Origin of the sequence: Citrobacter amalonaticus (assembly GCF_018323885.1) — a bacterium.
GTDB lineage: Bacteria > Pseudomonadota > Gammaproteobacteria > Enterobacterales > Enterobacteriaceae > Citrobacter_A > Citrobacter_A amalonaticus.
In genome coordinates, this window is the sequence record NZ_AP024585.1 from 4,558,426 (window position 1) to 4,576,102 (window position 17,677).

11 protein-coding genes, 2 tRNA genes and 2 rRNA genes are annotated in these 17,677 nt (G+C 53.6%); 3 read left to right on the plus strand and 12 right to left on the minus strand.

The features are described from left to right. Nucleotides 1–91 precede the first annotated feature (91 nt). The 8 genes from KI228_RS21525 to pepQ all read right to left on the minus strand — a co-directional run bounded on the left by KI228_RS21525 (nucleotide 92) and on the right by pepQ (nucleotide 9,441). Nucleotides 92–2,998 (minus strand): 23S ribosomal RNA (locus tag KI228_RS21525). Nucleotides 2,999–3,179: 181 nt separating this feature from the next. Continuing rightward, nucleotides 3,180–3,255, minus strand: a tRNA-Ala gene (locus KI228_RS21530). A gap of 114 nt (nucleotides 3,256–3,369) precedes the next feature. Continuing rightward, nucleotides 3,370–3,446 (minus strand) — tRNA-Ile (locus KI228_RS21535). A gap of 69 nt (nucleotides 3,447–3,515) precedes the next feature. Beyond that, a 16S ribosomal RNA gene (locus tag KI228_RS21540) occupies nucleotides 3,516–5,057 on the minus strand. Together the 16S and 23S rRNA genes with 2 tRNA genes alongside form the textbook arrangement of a ribosomal RNA operon. A gap of 391 nt (nucleotides 5,058–5,448) precedes the next feature. Then, entirely contained in the window at nucleotides 5,449–5,994 is a 546-nt protein-coding gene (hemG, locus tag KI228_RS21545) for a menaquinone-dependent protoporphyrinogen IX dehydrogenase (RefSeq protein ID WP_042998838.1), read from the minus strand. 11 nt (nucleotides 5,995–6,005) lie between these two features. After that, nucleotides 6,006–7,457 carry a Trk system potassium transporter TrkH gene (gene trkH / locus KI228_RS21550; protein ID WP_141227675.1) on the minus strand — a complete coding sequence of 484 codons (1,452 nt, stop codon included), beginning with the start codon at nucleotides 7,455–7,457 and terminating at the stop codon, nucleotides 6,006–6,008. 38 nt (nucleotides 7,458–7,495) lie between these two features. Continuing rightward, a complete protein-coding gene (locus KI228_RS21555) occupies nucleotides 7,496–8,110 on the minus strand; it encodes an IMPACT family protein (RefSeq protein ID WP_042998836.1) in 615 nt (204 codons plus the stop codon). Beyond that, nucleotides 8,110–9,441 (minus strand): Xaa-Pro dipeptidase, encoded by a 1,332-nt coding sequence (gene pepQ, locus KI228_RS21560; RefSeq protein WP_042998835.1) that lies wholly within the window; start codon nucleotides 9,439–9,441, stop codon nucleotides 8,110–8,112. Before pepQ ends, KI228_RS21555 begins: the two co-directional genes overlap by 1 nt. A 190-nt stretch (nucleotides 9,442–9,631) precedes the next feature. Here pepQ and fadB point away from each other — a divergent pair, with 190 nt between their 5' ends. Both fadB and fadA read left to right on the plus strand, forming a co-directional pair. Next, a complete protein-coding gene (fadB, locus tag KI228_RS21565; protein ID WP_044258318.1) occupies nucleotides 9,632–11,821 on the plus strand; it encodes a fatty acid oxidation complex subunit alpha FadB in 2,190 nt (729 codons plus the stop codon). A gap of 9 nt (nucleotides 11,822–11,830) precedes the next feature. Then, the gene (gene fadA, locus KI228_RS21570; RefSeq protein WP_046402115.1) at nucleotides 11,831–12,994 is read left to right on the plus strand and encodes an acetyl-CoA C-acyltransferase FadA; all 1,164 of its coding nucleotides are present in this window, start codon (nucleotides 11,831–11,833) and stop codon (nucleotides 12,992–12,994) included. A 169-nt stretch (nucleotides 12,995–13,163) separates the two neighbouring features. On the opposite strand, the gene fre is transcribed toward fadA, so the two are convergent. Together fre and ubiD are read right to left on the minus strand one after the other, a co-directional pair. Continuing rightward, entirely contained in the window at nucleotides 13,164–13,865 is a 702-nt protein-coding gene (fre, locus tag KI228_RS21575) for an NAD(P)H-flavin reductase (RefSeq protein ID WP_044258316.1), read from the minus strand. Nucleotides 13,866–13,903: 38 nt separating this feature from the next. Next, nucleotides 13,904–15,397: a 4-hydroxy-3-polyprenylbenzoate decarboxylase gene (gene ubiD, locus KI228_RS21580; RefSeq protein WP_071888349.1), complete on the minus strand. Its 1,494-nt coding sequence runs from the start codon at nucleotides 15,395–15,397 to the stop codon at nucleotides 13,904–13,906. A gap of 168 nt (nucleotides 15,398–15,565) precedes the next feature. Here ubiD and rfaH point away from each other — a divergent pair, with 168 nt between their 5' ends. Beyond that, nucleotides 15,566–16,054 carry a transcription/translation regulatory transformer protein RfaH gene (gene rfaH, locus KI228_RS21585; protein ID WP_042998831.1) on the plus strand — a complete coding sequence of 163 codons (489 nt, stop codon included), beginning with the start codon at nucleotides 15,566–15,568 and terminating at the stop codon, nucleotides 16,052–16,054. 7 nt (nucleotides 16,055–16,061) lie between these two features. Here rfaH and tatD read toward each other — a convergent pair whose 3' ends face one another. Together tatD and tatC are read right to left on the minus strand one after the other, a co-directional pair. Next, a complete protein-coding gene (gene tatD / locus KI228_RS21590; protein WP_061069439.1) occupies nucleotides 16,062–16,844 on the minus strand; it encodes a 3'-5' ssDNA/RNA exonuclease TatD in 783 nt (260 codons plus the stop codon). Between the two features lie 41 nt (nucleotides 16,845–16,885). Beyond that, nucleotides 16,886–17,677, minus strand: coding sequence for a Sec-independent protein translocase subunit TatC (tatC, locus tag KI228_RS21595; protein ID WP_042998829.1), 792 nt, complete (start codon nucleotides 17,675–17,677; stop codon nucleotides 16,886–16,888).

Consider the following 17,677-nt stretch of genomic DNA (forward strand, 5'->3'; position numbering starts at 1 on the left):
CTGTTTATTAACCCGCCTTTCGCCGGTTAATCTAATCTGTAATCACGCTGAAAATTTTCTCTCTATTCCGCCAAAACAGCTTCGGCGTTGTAAGGTTAAGCCTCACGGTTCATTAGTACCGGTTAGCTCAACGCATCGCTGCGCTTACACACCCGGCCTATCAACGTCGTCGTCTTCAACGTTCCTTCAGGACCCTTAAAGGGTCAGGGAGAACTCATCTCGGGGCAAGTTTCGTGCTTAGATGCTTTCAGCACTTATCTCTTCCGCATTTAGCTACCGGGCAGTGCCATTGGCATGACAACCCGAACACCAGTGATGCGTCCACTCCGGTCCTCTCGTACTAGGAGCAGCCCCCCTCAATTCTCCAGCGCCCACGGCAGATAGGGACCGAACTGTCTCACGACGTTCTAAACCCAGCTCGCGTACCACTTTAAATGGCGAACAGCCATACCCTTGGGACCTACTTCAGCCCCAGGATGTGATGAGCCGACATCGAGGTGCCAAACACCGCCGTCGATATGAACTCTTGGGCGGTATCAGCCTGTTATCCCCGGAGTACCTTTTATCCGTTGAGCGATGGCCCTTCCATTCAGAACCACCGGATCACTAAGACCTGCTTTCGCACCTGCTCGCGCCGTCACGCTCGCAGTCAAGCTAGCTTATGCCTTTGCACTAACCTCCTGATGTCCGACCAGGATTAGCTAACCTTCGTGCTCCTCCGTTACTCTTTAGGAGGAGACCGCCCCAGTCAAACTACCCACCAGACACTGTCCGCAACCCGGATTACGGGCCCACGTTAGAACACCAGCCATTAAAGGGTGGTATTTCAAGGACGGCTCCACACGAACTGGCGTCCGCGCTTCAAAGCCTCCCACCTATCCTACACATCAAGGACCAGTGTTCAGTGTCAAGCTATAGTAAAGGTTCACGGGGTCTTTCCGTCTTGCCGCGGGTACACTGCATCTTCACAGCGAGTTCAATTTCACTGAGTCTCGGGTGGAGACAGCCTGGCCATCATTACGCCATTCGTGCAGGTCGGAACTTACCCGACAAGGAATTTCGCTACCTTAGGACCGTTATAGTTACGGCCGCCGTTTACCGGGGCTTCGATCAAGAGCTTCTCCTTACGGATAACCCCATCAATTAACCTTCCGGCACCGGGCAGGCGTCACACCGTATACGTCCACTTTCGTGTTTGCACAGTGCTGTGTTTTTAATAAACAGTTGCAGCCAGCTGGTATCTTCGACTGATTTCAGCTCCACGAGTAAATCGCTTCACCTACATATCAGCGTGCCTTCTCCCGAAGTTACGGCACCATTTTGCCTAGTTCCTTCACCCGAGTTCTCTCAAGCGCCTTGGTATTCTCTACCTGACCACCTGTGTCGGTTTGGGGTACGATCTGATGTTACCTGATGCTTAGAGGCTTTTCCTGGAAGCAGGGCATTTGTCACTTCAGCACCGTAGTGCCTCGTCATCACGCCTCAGTGTTAAAGTGAACCGGATTTACCTGGAACACACACCTACACGCTTAAACCGGGACAACCGTCGCCCGGCCAACATAGCCTTCTCCGTCCCCCCTTCGCAGTAACACCTGGTACAGGAATATTAACCTGTTTCCCATCGACTACGCCTTTCGGCCTCGCCTTAGGGGTCGACTCACCCTGCCCCGATTAACGTTGGACAGGAACCCTTGGTCTTCCGGCGAGCGGGCTTTTCACCCGCTTTATCGTTACTTATGTCAGCATTCGCACTTCTGATACCTCCAGCATGCCTCACAGCACACCTTCACAGGCTTACAGAACGCTCCCCTACCCAACAACACTTAGTGTCGCTGCCGCAGCTTCGGTGCATGGTTTAGCCCCGTTACATCTTCCGCGCAGGCCGACTCGACCAGTGAGCTATTACGCTTTCTTTAAATGATGGCTGCTTCTAAGCCAACATCCTGGCTGTCTGAGCCTTCCCACATCGTTTCCCACTTAACCATGACTTTGGGACCTTAGCTGGCGGTCTGGGTTGTTTCCCTCTTCACGACGGACGTTAGCACCCGCCGTGTGTCTCCCGTGATAACATTCTCCGGTATTCGCAGTTTGCATCGGGTTGGTAAGCCGGGATGGCCCCCTAGCCGAAACAGTGCTCTACCCCCGGAGATGAATTCACGAGGCGCTACCTAAATAGCTTTCGGGGAGAACCAGCTATCTCCCGGTTTGATTGGCCTTTCACCCCCAGCCACAAGTCATCCGCTAATTTTTCAACATTAGTCGGTTCGGTCCTCCAGTTAGTGTTACCCAACCTTCAACCTGCCCATGGCTAGATCACCGGGTTTCGGGTCTATACCCTGCAACTTAACGCCCAGTTAAGACTCGGTTTCCCTTCGGCTCCCCTATTCGGTTAACCTTGCTACAGAATATAAGTCGCTGACCCATTATACAAAAGGTACGCAGTCACCCCATTAAAGAGGCTCCCACTGCTTGTACGTACACGGTTTCAGGTTCTTTTTCACTCCCCTCGCCGGGGTTCTTTTCGCCTTTCCCTCACGGTACTGGTTCACTATCGGTCAGTCAGGAGTATTTAGCCTTGGAGGATGGTCCCCCCATATTCAGACAGGATACCACGTGTCCCGCCCTACTCATCGAGCTCACAACACATGCAATTTTGTGTACGGGGCTGTCACCCTGTATCGCCGGCCTTTCCAGACCGTTCCACTACCACACATGCTGATTCAGGCTCTGGGCTGCTCCCCGTTCGCTCGCCGCTACTGGGGGAATCTCGGTTGATTTCTTTTCCTCGGGGTACTTAGATGTTTCAGTTCCCCCGGTTCGCCTCGTTAACCTATGGATTCAGTTAACGATAGTGCAACGAATTGCACTGGGTTTCCCCATTCGGACATCGCCGGTTATAACGGTTCATATCACCTTACCGACGCTTTTCGCAGATTAGCACGTCCTTCATCGCCTCTGACTGCCAGGGCATCCACCGTGTACGCTTAGTCGCTTAACCTCACAACCCGAAGATGTTTCTTTCGATTCATCATCGTGTTGCGAAAATTTGAGAGACTCGAACACACCATTAACAGTGTGTCGTTTCAATTTTCAGCTTGATCCAGATTTTTAAAGAGCAAAACTTCGCAGCGCACCCTTTCAGGTACACTCTGAAGTTTTCTTGATTACGTTCTACAGTATGGTGGAGCTATGCGGGATCGAACCGCAGACCTCCTGCGTGCAAAGCAGGCGCTCTCCCAGCTGAGCTATAGCCCCATACAATGTAGTCAGAACCTCTGTACCGATAATTTTTCCTGAGACAAGGCGTGGAATGGCGAAGCATACTTAAAGTATGCGAGTCGTTTCACAACGCAGTATTCAGGGAAAATTTGGTAGGCCTGAGTGGACTTGAACCACCGACCTCACCCTTATCAGGGGTGCGCTCTAACCACCTGAGCTACAAGCCTGTAGAGGTTTTACTGCTCGTTTTTCATCAGACAATCTGTGTGGGCACTACAAAGGCAGGTTCTTTAAGGTAAGGAGGTGATCCAACCGCAGGTTCCCCTACGGTTACCTTGTTACGACTTCACCCCAGTCATGAATCACAAAGTGGTAAGCGCCCTCCCGAAGGTTAAGCTACCTACTTCTTTTGCAACCCACTCCCATGGTGTGACGGGCGGTGTGTACAAGGCCCGGGAACGTATTCACCGTGGCATTCTGATCCACGATTACTAGCGATTCCGACTTCATGGAGTCGAGTTGCAGACTCCAATCCGGACTACGACATACTTTATGAGGTCCGCTTGCTCTCGCGAGGTCGCTTCTCTTTGTATATGCCATTGTAGCACGTGTGTAGCCCTGGTCGTAAGGGCCATGATGACTTGACGTCATCCCCACCTTCCTCCAGTTTATCACTGGCAGTCTCCTTTGAGTTCCCGGCCGGACCGCTGGCAACAAAGGATAAGGGTTGCGCTCGTTGCGGGACTTAACCCAACATTTCACAACACGAGCTGACGACAGCCATGCAGCACCTGTCTCACAGTTCCCGAAGGCACCAAGGCATCTCTGCCAAGTTCTGTGGATGTCAAGACCAGGTAAGGTTCTTCGCGTTGCATCGAATTAAACCACATGCTCCACCGCTTGTGCGGGCCCCCGTCAATTCATTTGAGTTTTAACCTTGCGGCCGTACTCCCCAGGCGGTCTATTTAACGCGTTAGCTCCGGAAGCCACGCCTCAAGGGCACAACCTCCAAATAGACATCGTTTACGGCGTGGACTACCAGGGTATCTAATCCTGTTTGCTCCCCACGCTTTCGCACCTGAGCGTCAGTCTTCGTCCAGGGGGCCGCCTTCGCCACCGGTATTCCTCCAGATCTCTACGCATTTCACCGCTACACCTGGAATTCTACCCCCCTCTACGAGACTCAAGCCTGCCAGTTTCGAATGCAGTTCCCAGGTTGAGCCCGGGGATTTCACATCCGACTTGACAGACCGCCTGCGTGCGCTTTACGCCCAGTAATTCCGATTAACGCTTGCACCCTCCGTATTACCGCGGCTGCTGGCACGGAGTTAGCCGGTGCTTCTTCTGCGGGTAACGTCAATGGCTAAGGTTATTAACCTTAACCCCTTCCTCCCCGCTGAAAGTACTTTACAACCCGAAGGCCTTCTTCATACACGCGGCATGGCTGCATCAGGCTTGCGCCCATTGTGCAATATTCCCCACTGCTGCCTCCCGTAGGAGTCTGGACCGTGTCTCAGTTCCAGTGTGGCTGGTCATCCTCTCAGACCAGCTAGGGATCGTCGCCTTGGTGAGCCGTTACCTCACCAACTAGCTAATCCCATCTGGGCACATCCGATGGCAAGAGGCCCGAAGGTCCCCCTCTTTGGTCTTGCGACATTATGCGGTATTAGCTACCGTTTCCAGTAGTTATCCCCCTCCATCGGGCAGTTTCCCAGACATTACTCACCCGTCCGCCACTCGTCAGCAAAGCAGCAAGCTGCTTCCTGTTACCGTTCGACTTGCATGTGTTAGGCCTGCCGCCAGCGTTCAATCTGAGCCATGATCAAACTCTTCAATTTAAGTTTGATGCTCTTAGAATTAAACGTCGTAATGAATTACGTGTTCACTCTTTGAGACTTGGTATTCATTTTTCGTCTTGCGACGTTAAGAATCCATGTCACTCTGAGTGCCCACACAGATTGTCTGATAAATTGTTAAAGAGCAGTGCCGCTTCGCTTTTTCTCAGCGGCGCGGGGTGTGCATAATACGCTTTCCCGCTTCAGAGTCAAGCATTTATTTCGCTTTTCTCTGTCGGTGTTCATCACTGGTTTTCACCGGAGAACCCTGCTGACCCGGCGGCTTGCGTGCCGTTGTTCCGTGTCAGTGGAGGCGCATTATAGGGAGTTATTTCGGGCTGACAAGGGGAAATTTAAAATAATTTTCCGAGTGCGCATTTTTTATTCTTTGCGTTTATTTAACCACCGAATCGGGGGTTAACTGAGCGATTTCGCGGGCAAAACTCGCCACTTGCTCCCAGTCGGTATAGATAACTTCTTTGCGCGTATCCGTTTCGCCGCCCGACATTTTCATAATGAGTTGAATCATCATGCGATCATACCAGCGATAGCGTGGGTACAGCAGCGCCCCGGCGATAACCGCAGAACGGTCTGGCCGCCACTGTGAGTTCATTAAAAACTTGCGCGCGTAGCTGTTGGTCTGCGGCGTCCGCTTTTCCGGTTTACGCGCCACCAGGTTGACGGAGTAAAACGCGCTTGGCATGTGATTCAGTCGCGTCGCATGTTTCTTCACAAACTCGAGAAATGCAGAATGATAGTGTCCATAACGAATGGATGCGCCAATGACCACACGGTCATAGCGTTCCCAGTCAGGCTCTTCGGTACGATGCAGGTTGACGACATCCGTACAAACGCCAAGCTCTTTGAGTTCTGACGCCAGATAAGCGGCGATTTCCCGGGTCTGTCCATCGCGAGATGAGAAAAGAATCAGTGTTTTCACGTGTTACTCCATTATTCACGCCAGAAGGTCGGGGTAAAAAGTACCAGCAAAGTGAAGACTTCCAGACGACCGAACAGCATATTGGCAATCAGGATCCATTTTGCCATTGGATTCATACTGGCAAAGTTGTCCGCCACGACGCCCAGTCCGGGCCCAAGGTTGTTCAACGTCGCCACCACGGAAGCAAAGGCCGAGAAATCGTCCACACCAGTCGCGATAATCGCCAGCATACTGACAATAAAAACCAGCGCATACGCCGAGAAAAATCCCCAGACCGCTTCAAGAATACGCTCCGGCAGCGCGCGATTCCCCAGTTTGATGCTATAGACCGCATTGGGATGCACCAGGCGCTTCAGCTCGCGGTTCCCCTGTTTGAACAGCAAGAGGATACGGATAACCTTCAGTCCCCCGCCCGTTGACCCTGCACAGCCGCCGATAAACGCAGAACATAGCAGCAATACCGGCAGGAAAAGCGGCCAGCGCGCAATACTGTCGGTGGTAAATCCGGCCGTAGTCGCCATCGACACCACCTGGAAAAAGGCCTGATTGAGCGTCGTCAGTGCGGAGTTATAGATGTTATGGAACCAGAGCACTAATGTGCAGATGACCACCAGTGTCAGTTGGACGCCAATGAACATGCGAAATTCGGGGTCACGCCAGTAAACCTTCAGGCTGCGGCCACTCAGTAACGAGAAGTGCAGACCATAGTTACAGCCGGAGATTAATAAGAAGATAGCGATGATAGTGTTAATCGTTGGGCTGTCAAAATAACCCACGCTGGCATCATGGGTAGAAAACCCGCCGATCGCGATAGTAGCGAAACTGTGTCCGATGGCGTCAAACGCTGGCATGCCGGCAAACCACAGCGCCAGCGCGCAGGCGACCGTCAGCAGGACGTAGATCAGCCACAGCGTTTTTGCCGTTTCGGCAATACGCGGGCGCATCTTGTTATCTTTCAGCGGCCCTGGCATTTCAGCGCGATAGAGTTGCATCCCACCGACGCCGAGTATCGGCAAGATCGCGACGGCCAGCACAATGATTCCCATCCCACCGAACCATTGCAGCATCTGGCGATAAAAGAGGATCGCATGCGGCAGCGAATCCAGCCCCACCAGCGTGGTAGCGCCGGTCGTGGTCAGTCCGGAGAATGATTCGAAAAACGCATCGGTAATCGTGAGGTTCGGGCTTTCAGAAAAAATGAAGGGTAACGCACCCACGCTACCCAGCACGGTCCAGAACAGTACCACGATCAGAAACCCTTCACGGGATTTCAGTTCGCCTTTCTCACGACGATTCGGCCACCACAACATGGAGCCAATCACCAGTGCGACAAAAAAGGTTTGCGTAAATGCACGTCCCGCCCCATCACGATAGATAAGCGCTACCAGCCCCGGGAGGATCATCGTGCCCGAAAATAAGATAACCAGTAGTCCTACAATTCGGGTAATGGCGCGAAAATGCATCTCTGCCGCTTCCTTAGTTCTTCAAAATGAGGTGGGGATTATTCTTCAATCGCTAACAATTGCAATGAACCACGACTAAAATCCGCCAGCTTTGCTGAAAATTCATCCACTTTCGCATAAGGAAGCGCCACCCGTAACCGAACGAATGCCTGGTAATCACTGGTGACGATTTTGCCGCCATATTGACCCAGAAGTGCTTCAACGCCAGCCAACTGCGCGTACTCACACTGCAAAGTATATTCGGTTAATGGCGTCTTGCGCTGTGTCGTTAACTGACGCAATGCCTGGTTTACGCCACCGCCGTAGGCTTTAACCAGTCCGCCGGTGCCGAGTAAGATCCCGCCGTAATAGCGCACCACAACGGCGGTAATTTCCCCAACGCCGCTGCCCATCAACTGCGCGAGCATCGGCTTGCCTGCCGTTCCCGCCGGTTCACCATCATCTGAAAAGCCCAATTGCTGCGAATCATCCGGCGCTCCCGCCACCCACGCCACGCAATGGTGACGGGCGTCCGGGTGCTCCGCTCTGACTGATTCCACAAACGCTTTTGCCGCCTCTACGCCATCGGTATGCGCCAACAACGTAATGAAGCGGCTTTTTTTGATCTCTTCGACAACGGTGACCGGCGCCGCAGGGATTAACCAACTGTCCATTACGCCAGTTTCAGATCCCGCGTCATGTTTTCAACGTTGTTCTCGTGGATCACCACGTTATCTTCAATACGAATACCACCAAACGGTTTCAGCGCTTCAATTTTCTGCCAGTTGAAGTGTTTGCTGAACTGCCCTTCACGCCACGGCGCGAGCAGCGATTCGATGAAGTAAAAGCCCGGTTCAATGGTCAACACCATGCCCGGCTGGAGCACACGGGTGCAGCGCAGATACGGATATTTGGACGGCGCGGCGAGATGCGTACCGGTGTCATCCTGCATAAAGCCCGCGACATCATGCACCTGCAGGCCCAGCGGATGGCCGATCCCGTGCGGCATAAACGGTCCGGTGAGATCGTTTTCGACCATCGCCTCTTCGCTCATGTCGGTGACGAGCTGATGCTTACGCAGCAGTTTTGCAATACGCTGATGGAACTGAACATGATAATCCACATAGCTGACACCCGCTTTCATGGTGGCAATCAGCGCCAGCTGTTCGTCATTCACATCTTTCACTAACTGCGCATACTCATTGTCGCTTTTCGCCGACCAGGTACGGGTCAGGTCTGCGGCATAACCGTTGTACTCCGCACCGGCATCCAGCAAGAAGCTGCGGATTTCAGACGGTGCCTGATGATCCAGCTTCGTATAATGCAAAACCGACGCATGCTCGTTCAGCGCCACGATATTGCTGTACGGCACATCGGTATCGCGGTGACCGGTCGCAGTCAGATAGGCCAGGTTGATATCGAACTCGCTCATCCCCGAACGGAAGGCTTCTTCCGCCGCACGGTGTCCATTCACCGCCATTTTCTGCGCTTCGCGCATGCAGGCCAGTTCGTAGTCCGTTTTGTAGGCGCGGTAATAGTGCAGATAGTCGATCACCCCTTTCGGGTTGATATTGCTGGCGGCGATCTCCAGTTGCAACGCACGCTCTGGAACCGGGCCGATATAACCAATATTGCCGCGCGCGGCAGGCAATTGACTGCCAATGCCATCCGCCTTCGGCAGGGCAATCACCTCAACTTCTTCAGTCCAGAAGGAGGTCGGCAGCGGTTCAACGTTGTGCCAGTAATCGACCGGCAAGTAAAACCACAGTTTGGGTTTGTTCACCCCATCAACCAGCAACCAGCAGTTGGGAACCTGAGTCACCGGCACCCAGGCTTTAAACTGCGGATTAACCTTAAACGGGTAAGGATGATCGTCGAGAAAAACGTTAACCAGCTCGCCGGAGTGAATAAGCAGCGCATCAAGCTTAAAGCGTTCCAACGCATCACGCGTCCGTTCTTGTAAGGTAACGATATGATTTTTATAGAGTGCGGCCAGTGATTCCATTTTCTATCCTTCTGTTTTTTTCGACCTCAAGTCTCCGCATCTTAGCACATCGATTCACGAGAGCGTGATTTCTACCAGGTGTGATCGGATCGGCATTTTTTTAATCAGTCATTTGCATTTTATTAACATAAAATACACACTTCGCTTCATCTGGTATGACCAGATCACCTTGCGGATTCAGGAGACTGACATGCTTTACAAAGGCGACAACCTGTACCTCGACTGGCTGGAAGATGGCATCGCCGAACTGGTGTTCGATGCCCCAGGCTCAGTGAACAAACTCGACACGGCAACCGTCGCCAGCCTCGGCCAGGCGCTGGACGTACTGGAAAAACAAACAGATTTAAAAGGGCTGCTGCTGCGTTCGAATAAAGCAGCCTTTATCGTCGGTGCCGATATCACCGAATTCCTTTCGCTGTTTCTCGTTCCCGAAGAACAGCTCAGCCAGTGGTTGCATTTCGCCAACAGCGTCTTTAACCGTCTGGAAGATCTGCCGGTCCCCACGCTTTCTGCGGTTAACGGCTATGCGTTAGGTGGCGGCTGCGAATGCGTACTGGCGACCGATTACCGCCTGGCGACGCCGGATCTGCGTATCGGTCTGCCAGAAACAAAGCTGGGCATCATGCCAGGCTTTGGCGGTTCCGTACGTATGCCGCGCATGTTAGGCGCGGACAGCGCACTGGAGATCATTGCTGCCGGTAAAGACGTTGGTGCTGAACAGGCGCTGAAAATCGGTCTGGTCGATGGCGTCGTGAAAGCGGAAAAACTGATTGAAGGCGCAAAAGCAGTTTTACGTCAGGCCATCAGCGGCGATCTGGACTGGAAAGCGAAGCGTCAGCCGAAGCTGGAACCGCTGAAGCTCAGCAAAATTGAAGCTGCCATGAGCTTTACCATTGCCAAAGGCATGGTCGCGCAAACGGCAGGCAAACATTACCCGGCCCCGATGACTGCGGTGAAAACCATTGAAGCCGCCGCGCGTTTTGGCCGTGAAGAAGCGCTTAATCTGGAAAACAAAAGTTTTGTTCCGCTGGCGCACACCAATGAAGCCCGCGCGTTGGTCGGTATCTTCCTTAACGACCAATATGTGAAAGGCAAAGCGAAGAAGCTGACCAAAGACGTTGAGACGCCAAAACAGGCTGCTGTGCTGGGCGCAGGCATTATGGGCGGCGGTATCGCGTATCAGTCGGCGTGGAAAGGCGTGCCGGTTATCATGAAAGATATCAACGACAAATCCCTGACCCTCGGAATGACCGAAGCGGCTAAGCTGCTGAACAAACAGCTTGAGCGCGGCAAAATTGACGGTCTGAAGATGGCGGGCGTGATTTCGACCATTCACCCTACGCTGGACTATGCCGGTTTTGATCGCGTGGACATCGTGGTCGAAGCCGTGGTTGAAAATCCGAAAGTCAAAAAAGCGGTGCTGTCCGAAACGGAAGACAAGGTTCGCCCGGATACCGTGCTGGCCTCTAACACCTCCACCATTCCCATCAGTGAACTGGCAAGCGTGCTGAAACGCCCGGAAAATTTCTGCGGGATGCATTTCTTTAACCCGGTTCACCGGATGCCGCTGGTTGAGATCATTCGTGGCGAGAAAAGCGCCGATGAAACCATCGCGAAAGTGGTCGCCTGGGCAAGCAAAATGGGCAAAACACCGATTGTGGTGAACGACTGCCCTGGCTTCTTTGTAAACCGCGTCCTGTTCCCTTACTTCGCGGGATTCAGCCAGTTGCTGCGCGACGGAGCGGACTTCCGCAAAGTCGACAAGGTCATGGAAAAACAGTTCGGCTGGCCGATGGGCCCGGCATACCTGCTTGATGTTGTCGGCATTGATACAGCGCATCACGCGCAGGCCGTGATGTCCGCAGGCTTCCCGCAGCGGATGCAAAAAGATTATCGCGACGCGATCGATGCGCTGTTTGACGCCAGTCGTTTTGGTCAGAAAAACGGTCTGGGCTTCTGGCGCTATAAAGAAGACAACAAAGGTAAGCCGAAGAAAGAAGAGGATGCCACCGTTGATGACCTGCTGGCTGACGTCAGTAACGCGAAGCGTGATTTCAGCGAAGACGAAATTATCGCCCGTATGATGATCCCGATGGTCAACGAAGTGGTGCGCTGTCTCGAAGAAGGCATTATCGCCAGTCCGGCAGAGGCCGATATGGCACTGGTTTACGGTCTGGGCTTCCCTCCGTTCCACGGCGGCGCGTTCCGCTGGCTGGATACGCTCGGCAGCGCGAAGTATCTTGATATGGCGCAACAGTATCAGCACCTCGGTCCGTTATACGACGTTCCGGAAGGTCTGCGTAATAAAGCGCGTCATAACGAACCGTATTATCCCCCGGTTGAGCCTGCCCGTCCGGTCGGCGACCTGAAAACGGCTTAAGGAGTCACAATGGAACAGGTTGTAATTGTTGATGCGATCCGTACCCCGATGGGCCGTTCGAAAGGGGGCGCGTTTCGCAACGTGCGTGCGGAAGATCTCTCCGCACATTTGATGCGCAGTCTGCTGGCGCGTAATCCGGCGCTTGAAGCGGCGGCGCTTGATGACATCTACTGGGGTTGCGTGCAGCAGACGCTGGAGCAGGGCTTTAACATCGCCCGTAACGCGGCGCTGCTGGCGGAAGTTCCACACTCCGTTCCGGCGGTGACCGTCAACCGTCTGTGCGGCTCTTCCATGCAGGCATTGCATGACGCCGCACGAATGATCATGACCGGTGATGCGCAGGCCTGTCTGGTGGGTGGCGTGGAGCATATGGGCCATGTGCCGATGAGCCACGGCGTCGATTTTCACCCAGGTCTGAGCCGTAACGTCGCCAAAGCGGCGGGCATGATGGGACTAACGGCGGAGATGCTCTCACGCATGCACGGCATCAGCCGTGAAATGCAGGATGCCTTTGCCGCACGTTCACACGCCCGCGCCTGGGCCGCCACGCAGTCCGGCGCGTTTAAGAATGAAATTATCCCAACCGGTGGGCATGACGCCGATGGCGTGCTGAAGCAGTTTAACTACGACGAAGTGATCCGTCCGGAAACCACGGTTGAAGCGTTATCTACCCTGCGTCCGGCGTTTGACCCGGTCAGCGGCACGGTCACCGCAGGAACCTCTTCTGCACTCTCCGATGGTGCCGCCGCCATGCTGGTGATGAGCGCGAGTCGTGCACGCGAGTTAGGTCTGAAACCACGCGCCCGCGTGCGCTCAATGGCGGTGGTCGGTTGTGATCCTTCCATCATGGGATACGGTCCGGTTCCGGCGTCGAAACTGGCGCTGAAAAAAGCGGGGCTTTCGGCCAGTGATATCGGTTTGTTTGAGATGAACGAAGCGTTTGCTGCGCAGATCCTGCCGTGTATTAAAGATCTGGGGTTAATGGAGCAGATTGACGAGAAGATCAACCTTAACGGCGGCGCGATCGCGCTCGGTCACCCGTTGGGTTGTTCTGGCGCGCGTATCAGCACCACGTTGTTGAACCTGATGGAACGCAAAGATGTCCAGTTCGGCCTGGCGACGATGTGTATTGGGTTGGGTCAGGGTATCGCGACCGTGTTTGAGCGGGTGTAAAGATATTCACTCATTGTCGGCCGGGTAAGCGAAGCGCCCCCGGCTCGATTGCCGGATGGCGACGCTAAAGCATCTCATCCGGCCTACAACGAAAACGTCACGGTATAACCATTTAGTTGCCGTTCTTCCCGCCTGTCAGGGGCGGGTTTTTTCTTCTTCGTTTCTCTTCTTAGATAAATGAGAACGCATCGCCAAACAGGCGATCTTCACGTGCGCTGCGCTCATTACAGAACAGGTCACGCGCGATTTTCGCCATCTCAAAACGTCCGGCAATGTAGATGTCATGATCGGCCAGCGTTCCGTGATCCTGCATCACCGCCGTTAAGACCGTCCCTGTACGTCCACGCCAGCCGGCTTCCGGTTGTTCCACCACGGCTTCGACGCGCAGATTGGGATGGTTGACAGAGAGCGCTTCAAGTTCAGAGAGATCGTAGAGATGCTTCTCTTCACGTCCCCCCCAGTAAATCGTGACCTCACGATTAGGATTATGCGCCAGAGCCGTCAGCAGAATGGAACGGGCGTAGGAAAAACCCGTACCACCAGCAATCAGGATCAGCGGACGCTCTTCATCGTCACGCAGCCATGCGTCGCCGTGCGGGATATCTATCGTTATCTCATGATCTTTCAGGATGCGATCCATCACTGCTTTGGCATAGAGATTAATTTCTGACGCGCCAATGTGGAGCTCAATAAAACCCTGCTCATCCGGCGTAGAGGCCATCGAGAACGGGCGTTTATCCCGCTCATCCATCACGACCATCAAATATTGACCGGCACGAAAGGAAAATGCCGCGTCGGGTACTAAACGAACACGGTATACGGTATCAGTGATAGCTTCTACCGAGGTCACTTTACAGCTTAAGGTTGTCATGCGCTCCCTCTATGGGTCTGTAGGGCAAAACGAGCGCCTCAGGCGCCTTTACCGTCATTAAAGATGGCCAGTTCATCCCAAATCGCATCAATGCGGGCGGTCACGTCGGGGTCTTTTTTAATTGGACGTCCCCACTCGCGTTGGGTTTCACCTGGCCATTTGTTCGTGGCATCCAGCCCCATTTTTGAACCCAGACCGGAGACCGGCGAGGCAAAATCCAGATAATCAATTGGCGTATTTTCTACCAGCACCGTGTCCCTGGCCGGGTCCATACGGGTGGTAATCGCCCAAATCACATCGTTCCAGTCGCGTGCATTGACGTCATCATCACAGACGATAACAAATTTGGTGTACATAAACTGGCGTAAAAATGACCAGACACCCATCATGACGCGTTTCGCATGCCCCGCGTACTGTTTTTTAATCGTGACGACGGCAAGGCGATAAGAGCACCCTTCCGGCGGCAGGTAAAAATCGACGATTTCCGGGAACTGTTTTTGCAGAATCGGCACAAACACTTCATTTAGCGCAACGCCAAGTACGGCAGGCTCATCCGGCGGACGACCGGTGTAGGTCGAATGGTAAATCGCATCTTCACGCTGGGTAATATGCGTGACGGTAAAGACCGGGAAGCTATCCACTTCATTGTAATACCCCGTATGGTCGCCATACGGGCCTTCCGGCGCCATTTCACCCGGATCGATATACCCTTCCAACACAATTTCCGCACTGGCAGGCACTTCAAGATCGTTAGACAGGCATTTAACCACTTCGGTTTTCGTACCGCGCAGCAGACCGGCAAAGGCGTACTCTGAGAGTGTGTCTGGTACCGGCGTCACCGCGCCAAGAATGGTGGCAGGATCGGCGCCTAAGGCGACAGACACCGGGAAACGTTCACCCGGATGCGCCGCACTCCACTCCTGATAATCAAGCGCGCCGCCACGATGCGACAGCCAGCGCATGATCAATTTATTTTTGCCAATCAACTGCTGGCGATAAATCCCCAGATTCTGCCGCTCTTTATGCGGGCCACGCGTGACGGTCAGCCCCCAGGTGATGAGCGGCGCTGCATCTTCTGGCCAGCAGGTCATAATGGGAATTCGGTTTAAATCGACGTCATCGCCAGAGATGATTTTTTGCTGACAAGGCGCACCGCGCAGTCGCTTCGTCGGCATATTCAGCACCTGTTTGAACTGCGGCAGTTTATCAAACAGATCGCGGAAGCCCTTCGGCGGCTCCGGTTCTTTCAAAAAGGCCAGTAATTTACCCACTTCCCGCAGCGCAGAGACATCATCCTGCCCCATGCCCATCGCGACACGCTTTGGCGTACCAAACAGGTTACACAACACCGGCATTGAATAGCCTTTGGGGTTTTCAAACAGCAGCGCAGGGCCACCGGCACGTAACGTGCGGTCGGCAATTTCTGTGATTTCCAGATATGGATCCACTTCAAGCGTAATGCGTTTGAGTTCACCCTGTTGTTCAAGCAGCGTCAGGAAGTCGCGTAAATCGTGATATTTCATGGCGTCCATTGTGGCCTCTTCGTAAGCGCCTCATTATACGGCGTTCATCATCGTGATGCTGTATTTTTGTTAAATTAGCGTGAACTCTGGCAGCCCACCGCCATCACCGGGATTATAATTAACTTCACGCCTTACATTTGCTATGCTTGCGCCCCGAATAAGCGGATAAGAGCCATTATGCAATCCTGGTATTTACTGTACTGCAAACGCGGGCAACTTCAGCGTGCTCAGGAACACCTCGAAAGACAGGCAGTGAGCTGCCTGACACCGATGATCACCCTGGAAAAAATGGTGCGTGGAAAACGTACTGCAGTCAGCGAACCCCTGTTCCCTAACTATCTGTTCGTGGAATTTGACCCGGAAGTGATTCATACCACGACGATCAATGCCACGCGCGGCGTCAGCCATTTTGTCCGCTTTGGCGCATCACCGGCAATTGTCCCTGCTACGGTGATTCACCAGCTCTCCGTCTATAAGCCAGAAGGCATTGTCGACCCTGAAACGCCTTACCCCGGCGACCGAGTGGTCATCACGGAAGGGGCTTTTGAAGGCCTGCAGGCGATCTTCACTGAACCGGACGGTGAAGCGCGTTCCATGCTGCTGCTCAACCTGTTGAATAAAGAGGTGAAGCAGAGCGTGAAAAACACCGGTTTCCGTAAGCTTTAACGGCGACTTAAAACGACATTCCAAACAGTGTCCTGACGTTCGCATCCGTTGTGGCGGAAAGCCACTGCGGATCGTCTCCGCGCCAGTGGGCGATACGCTCAAGAATATGTGGCAGATATGCCGGTTCGTTACGTCGCGATGCGGGTTTCGGCGAGAGATCGCGCGGCAACAGATACGGCGCATCGGTTTCAATCAGCAACTGTTCGGCCGGAATAAACGGTAGCAATTCGCGCAGTTCCAGCCCACGACGCTCATCACAGACCCAGCCTGTAATGCCGATATGTAATCCTCTGTCGATACAGTCCTGCATTTCTTCACGCGTGCCGGTAAAGCAGTGCAGCACCGCACCCGGGAGTTTGTCCAGCCACGGATCCAGCAGCGTCAGAAATCGTGCATGCGCATCACGACAATGCATAAAAACCGGCATCTGTAACTCAGCAGCGATACGCAACTGCGCATCAAACGCCCGCTCTTGTTCCTGCGGAGTGGAAAAATTACGATTGAAATCAAGGCCACATTCGCCAATCGCCACGACCTCAGGCATTGACGCCAGCGACACAATCGCCTCCTCTGTGGCAGGCTGCCATTGGCTACTGTCGTGCGGGTGAACACCGGCCGTTGACCAACAGTGAGGATAAATGTGCGCCAGTCGTTGCGCCTGTTGGCTTTCATGCAGGTTTGTGCCGGTGAGAAGCAGGCCCTTCACGCCAGCGGCCCTCGCGCGAGCCACAACCTCATCACGGTCTTTTAAAAACTGCGAGCTGGTTAAATTAACGCCGATATCAAACATGCTTCGCTCCATATGACAACCGCCCTGGCGGGCGGTTGAATTTACTCTTCTGTCTTCTCGGCTTTCTCAGCTTCGGCTTCTGATTCCGCCTCGTTATCTTCATCCCGTGTCTGTCGCTTACCGACATAGAAACGTGAGAAGAAAACGCCGACCTCAAACAGGAAGTACATCGGAATCGCCAGTAACGTCTGCGAAAAAACATCCGGCGGCGTCAGCAACATCCCTACCACAAACGCGCCAACTAACACATAAGGCCGTTTTTTACGCAAATCTTCCGGTGTCGTCACCCCCATCCAGCAAAGCAGCACGATGGCAACGGGCACCTCAAACGAGACCCCGAACGCCATAAACAGCGCCATGACAAAGCTCAGATAGCTGGCAATATCCGTCGAGACCTGCACACCTTCCGGCGCGGTATTGGCAAGGAAGCCAAACGCCAGCGGGAACACGACAAAGTAGGCAAACGCCATGCCGATATAGAACAGTAACGAGCTGGAGATCAGTAACGGTACCACCATGCGGCGTTCATGCTTATACAGCGCTGGCGCGATAAACGCCCAGACCTGATAAAGGATCACCGGTGCTGACAGGATCAGCGACACCATGAAGGTTAATTTGATCGGGGTGAAGAACGGTGATGCGACATCCGTCGCGATCATGGTTGCGCCCTGCGGCAACTGTTTGATAAGCGGCGAGGAAACCAGGTGATAGATGTCATTGGCAAAATAGACCAATGCCAGAAAAATCACGATAACCGCAATAATGCAGTTAAGCAGACGTTTACGCAGCTCAATCAGGTGCGTGATAAGCGGTTGAGTATCTTCTACAGCCAT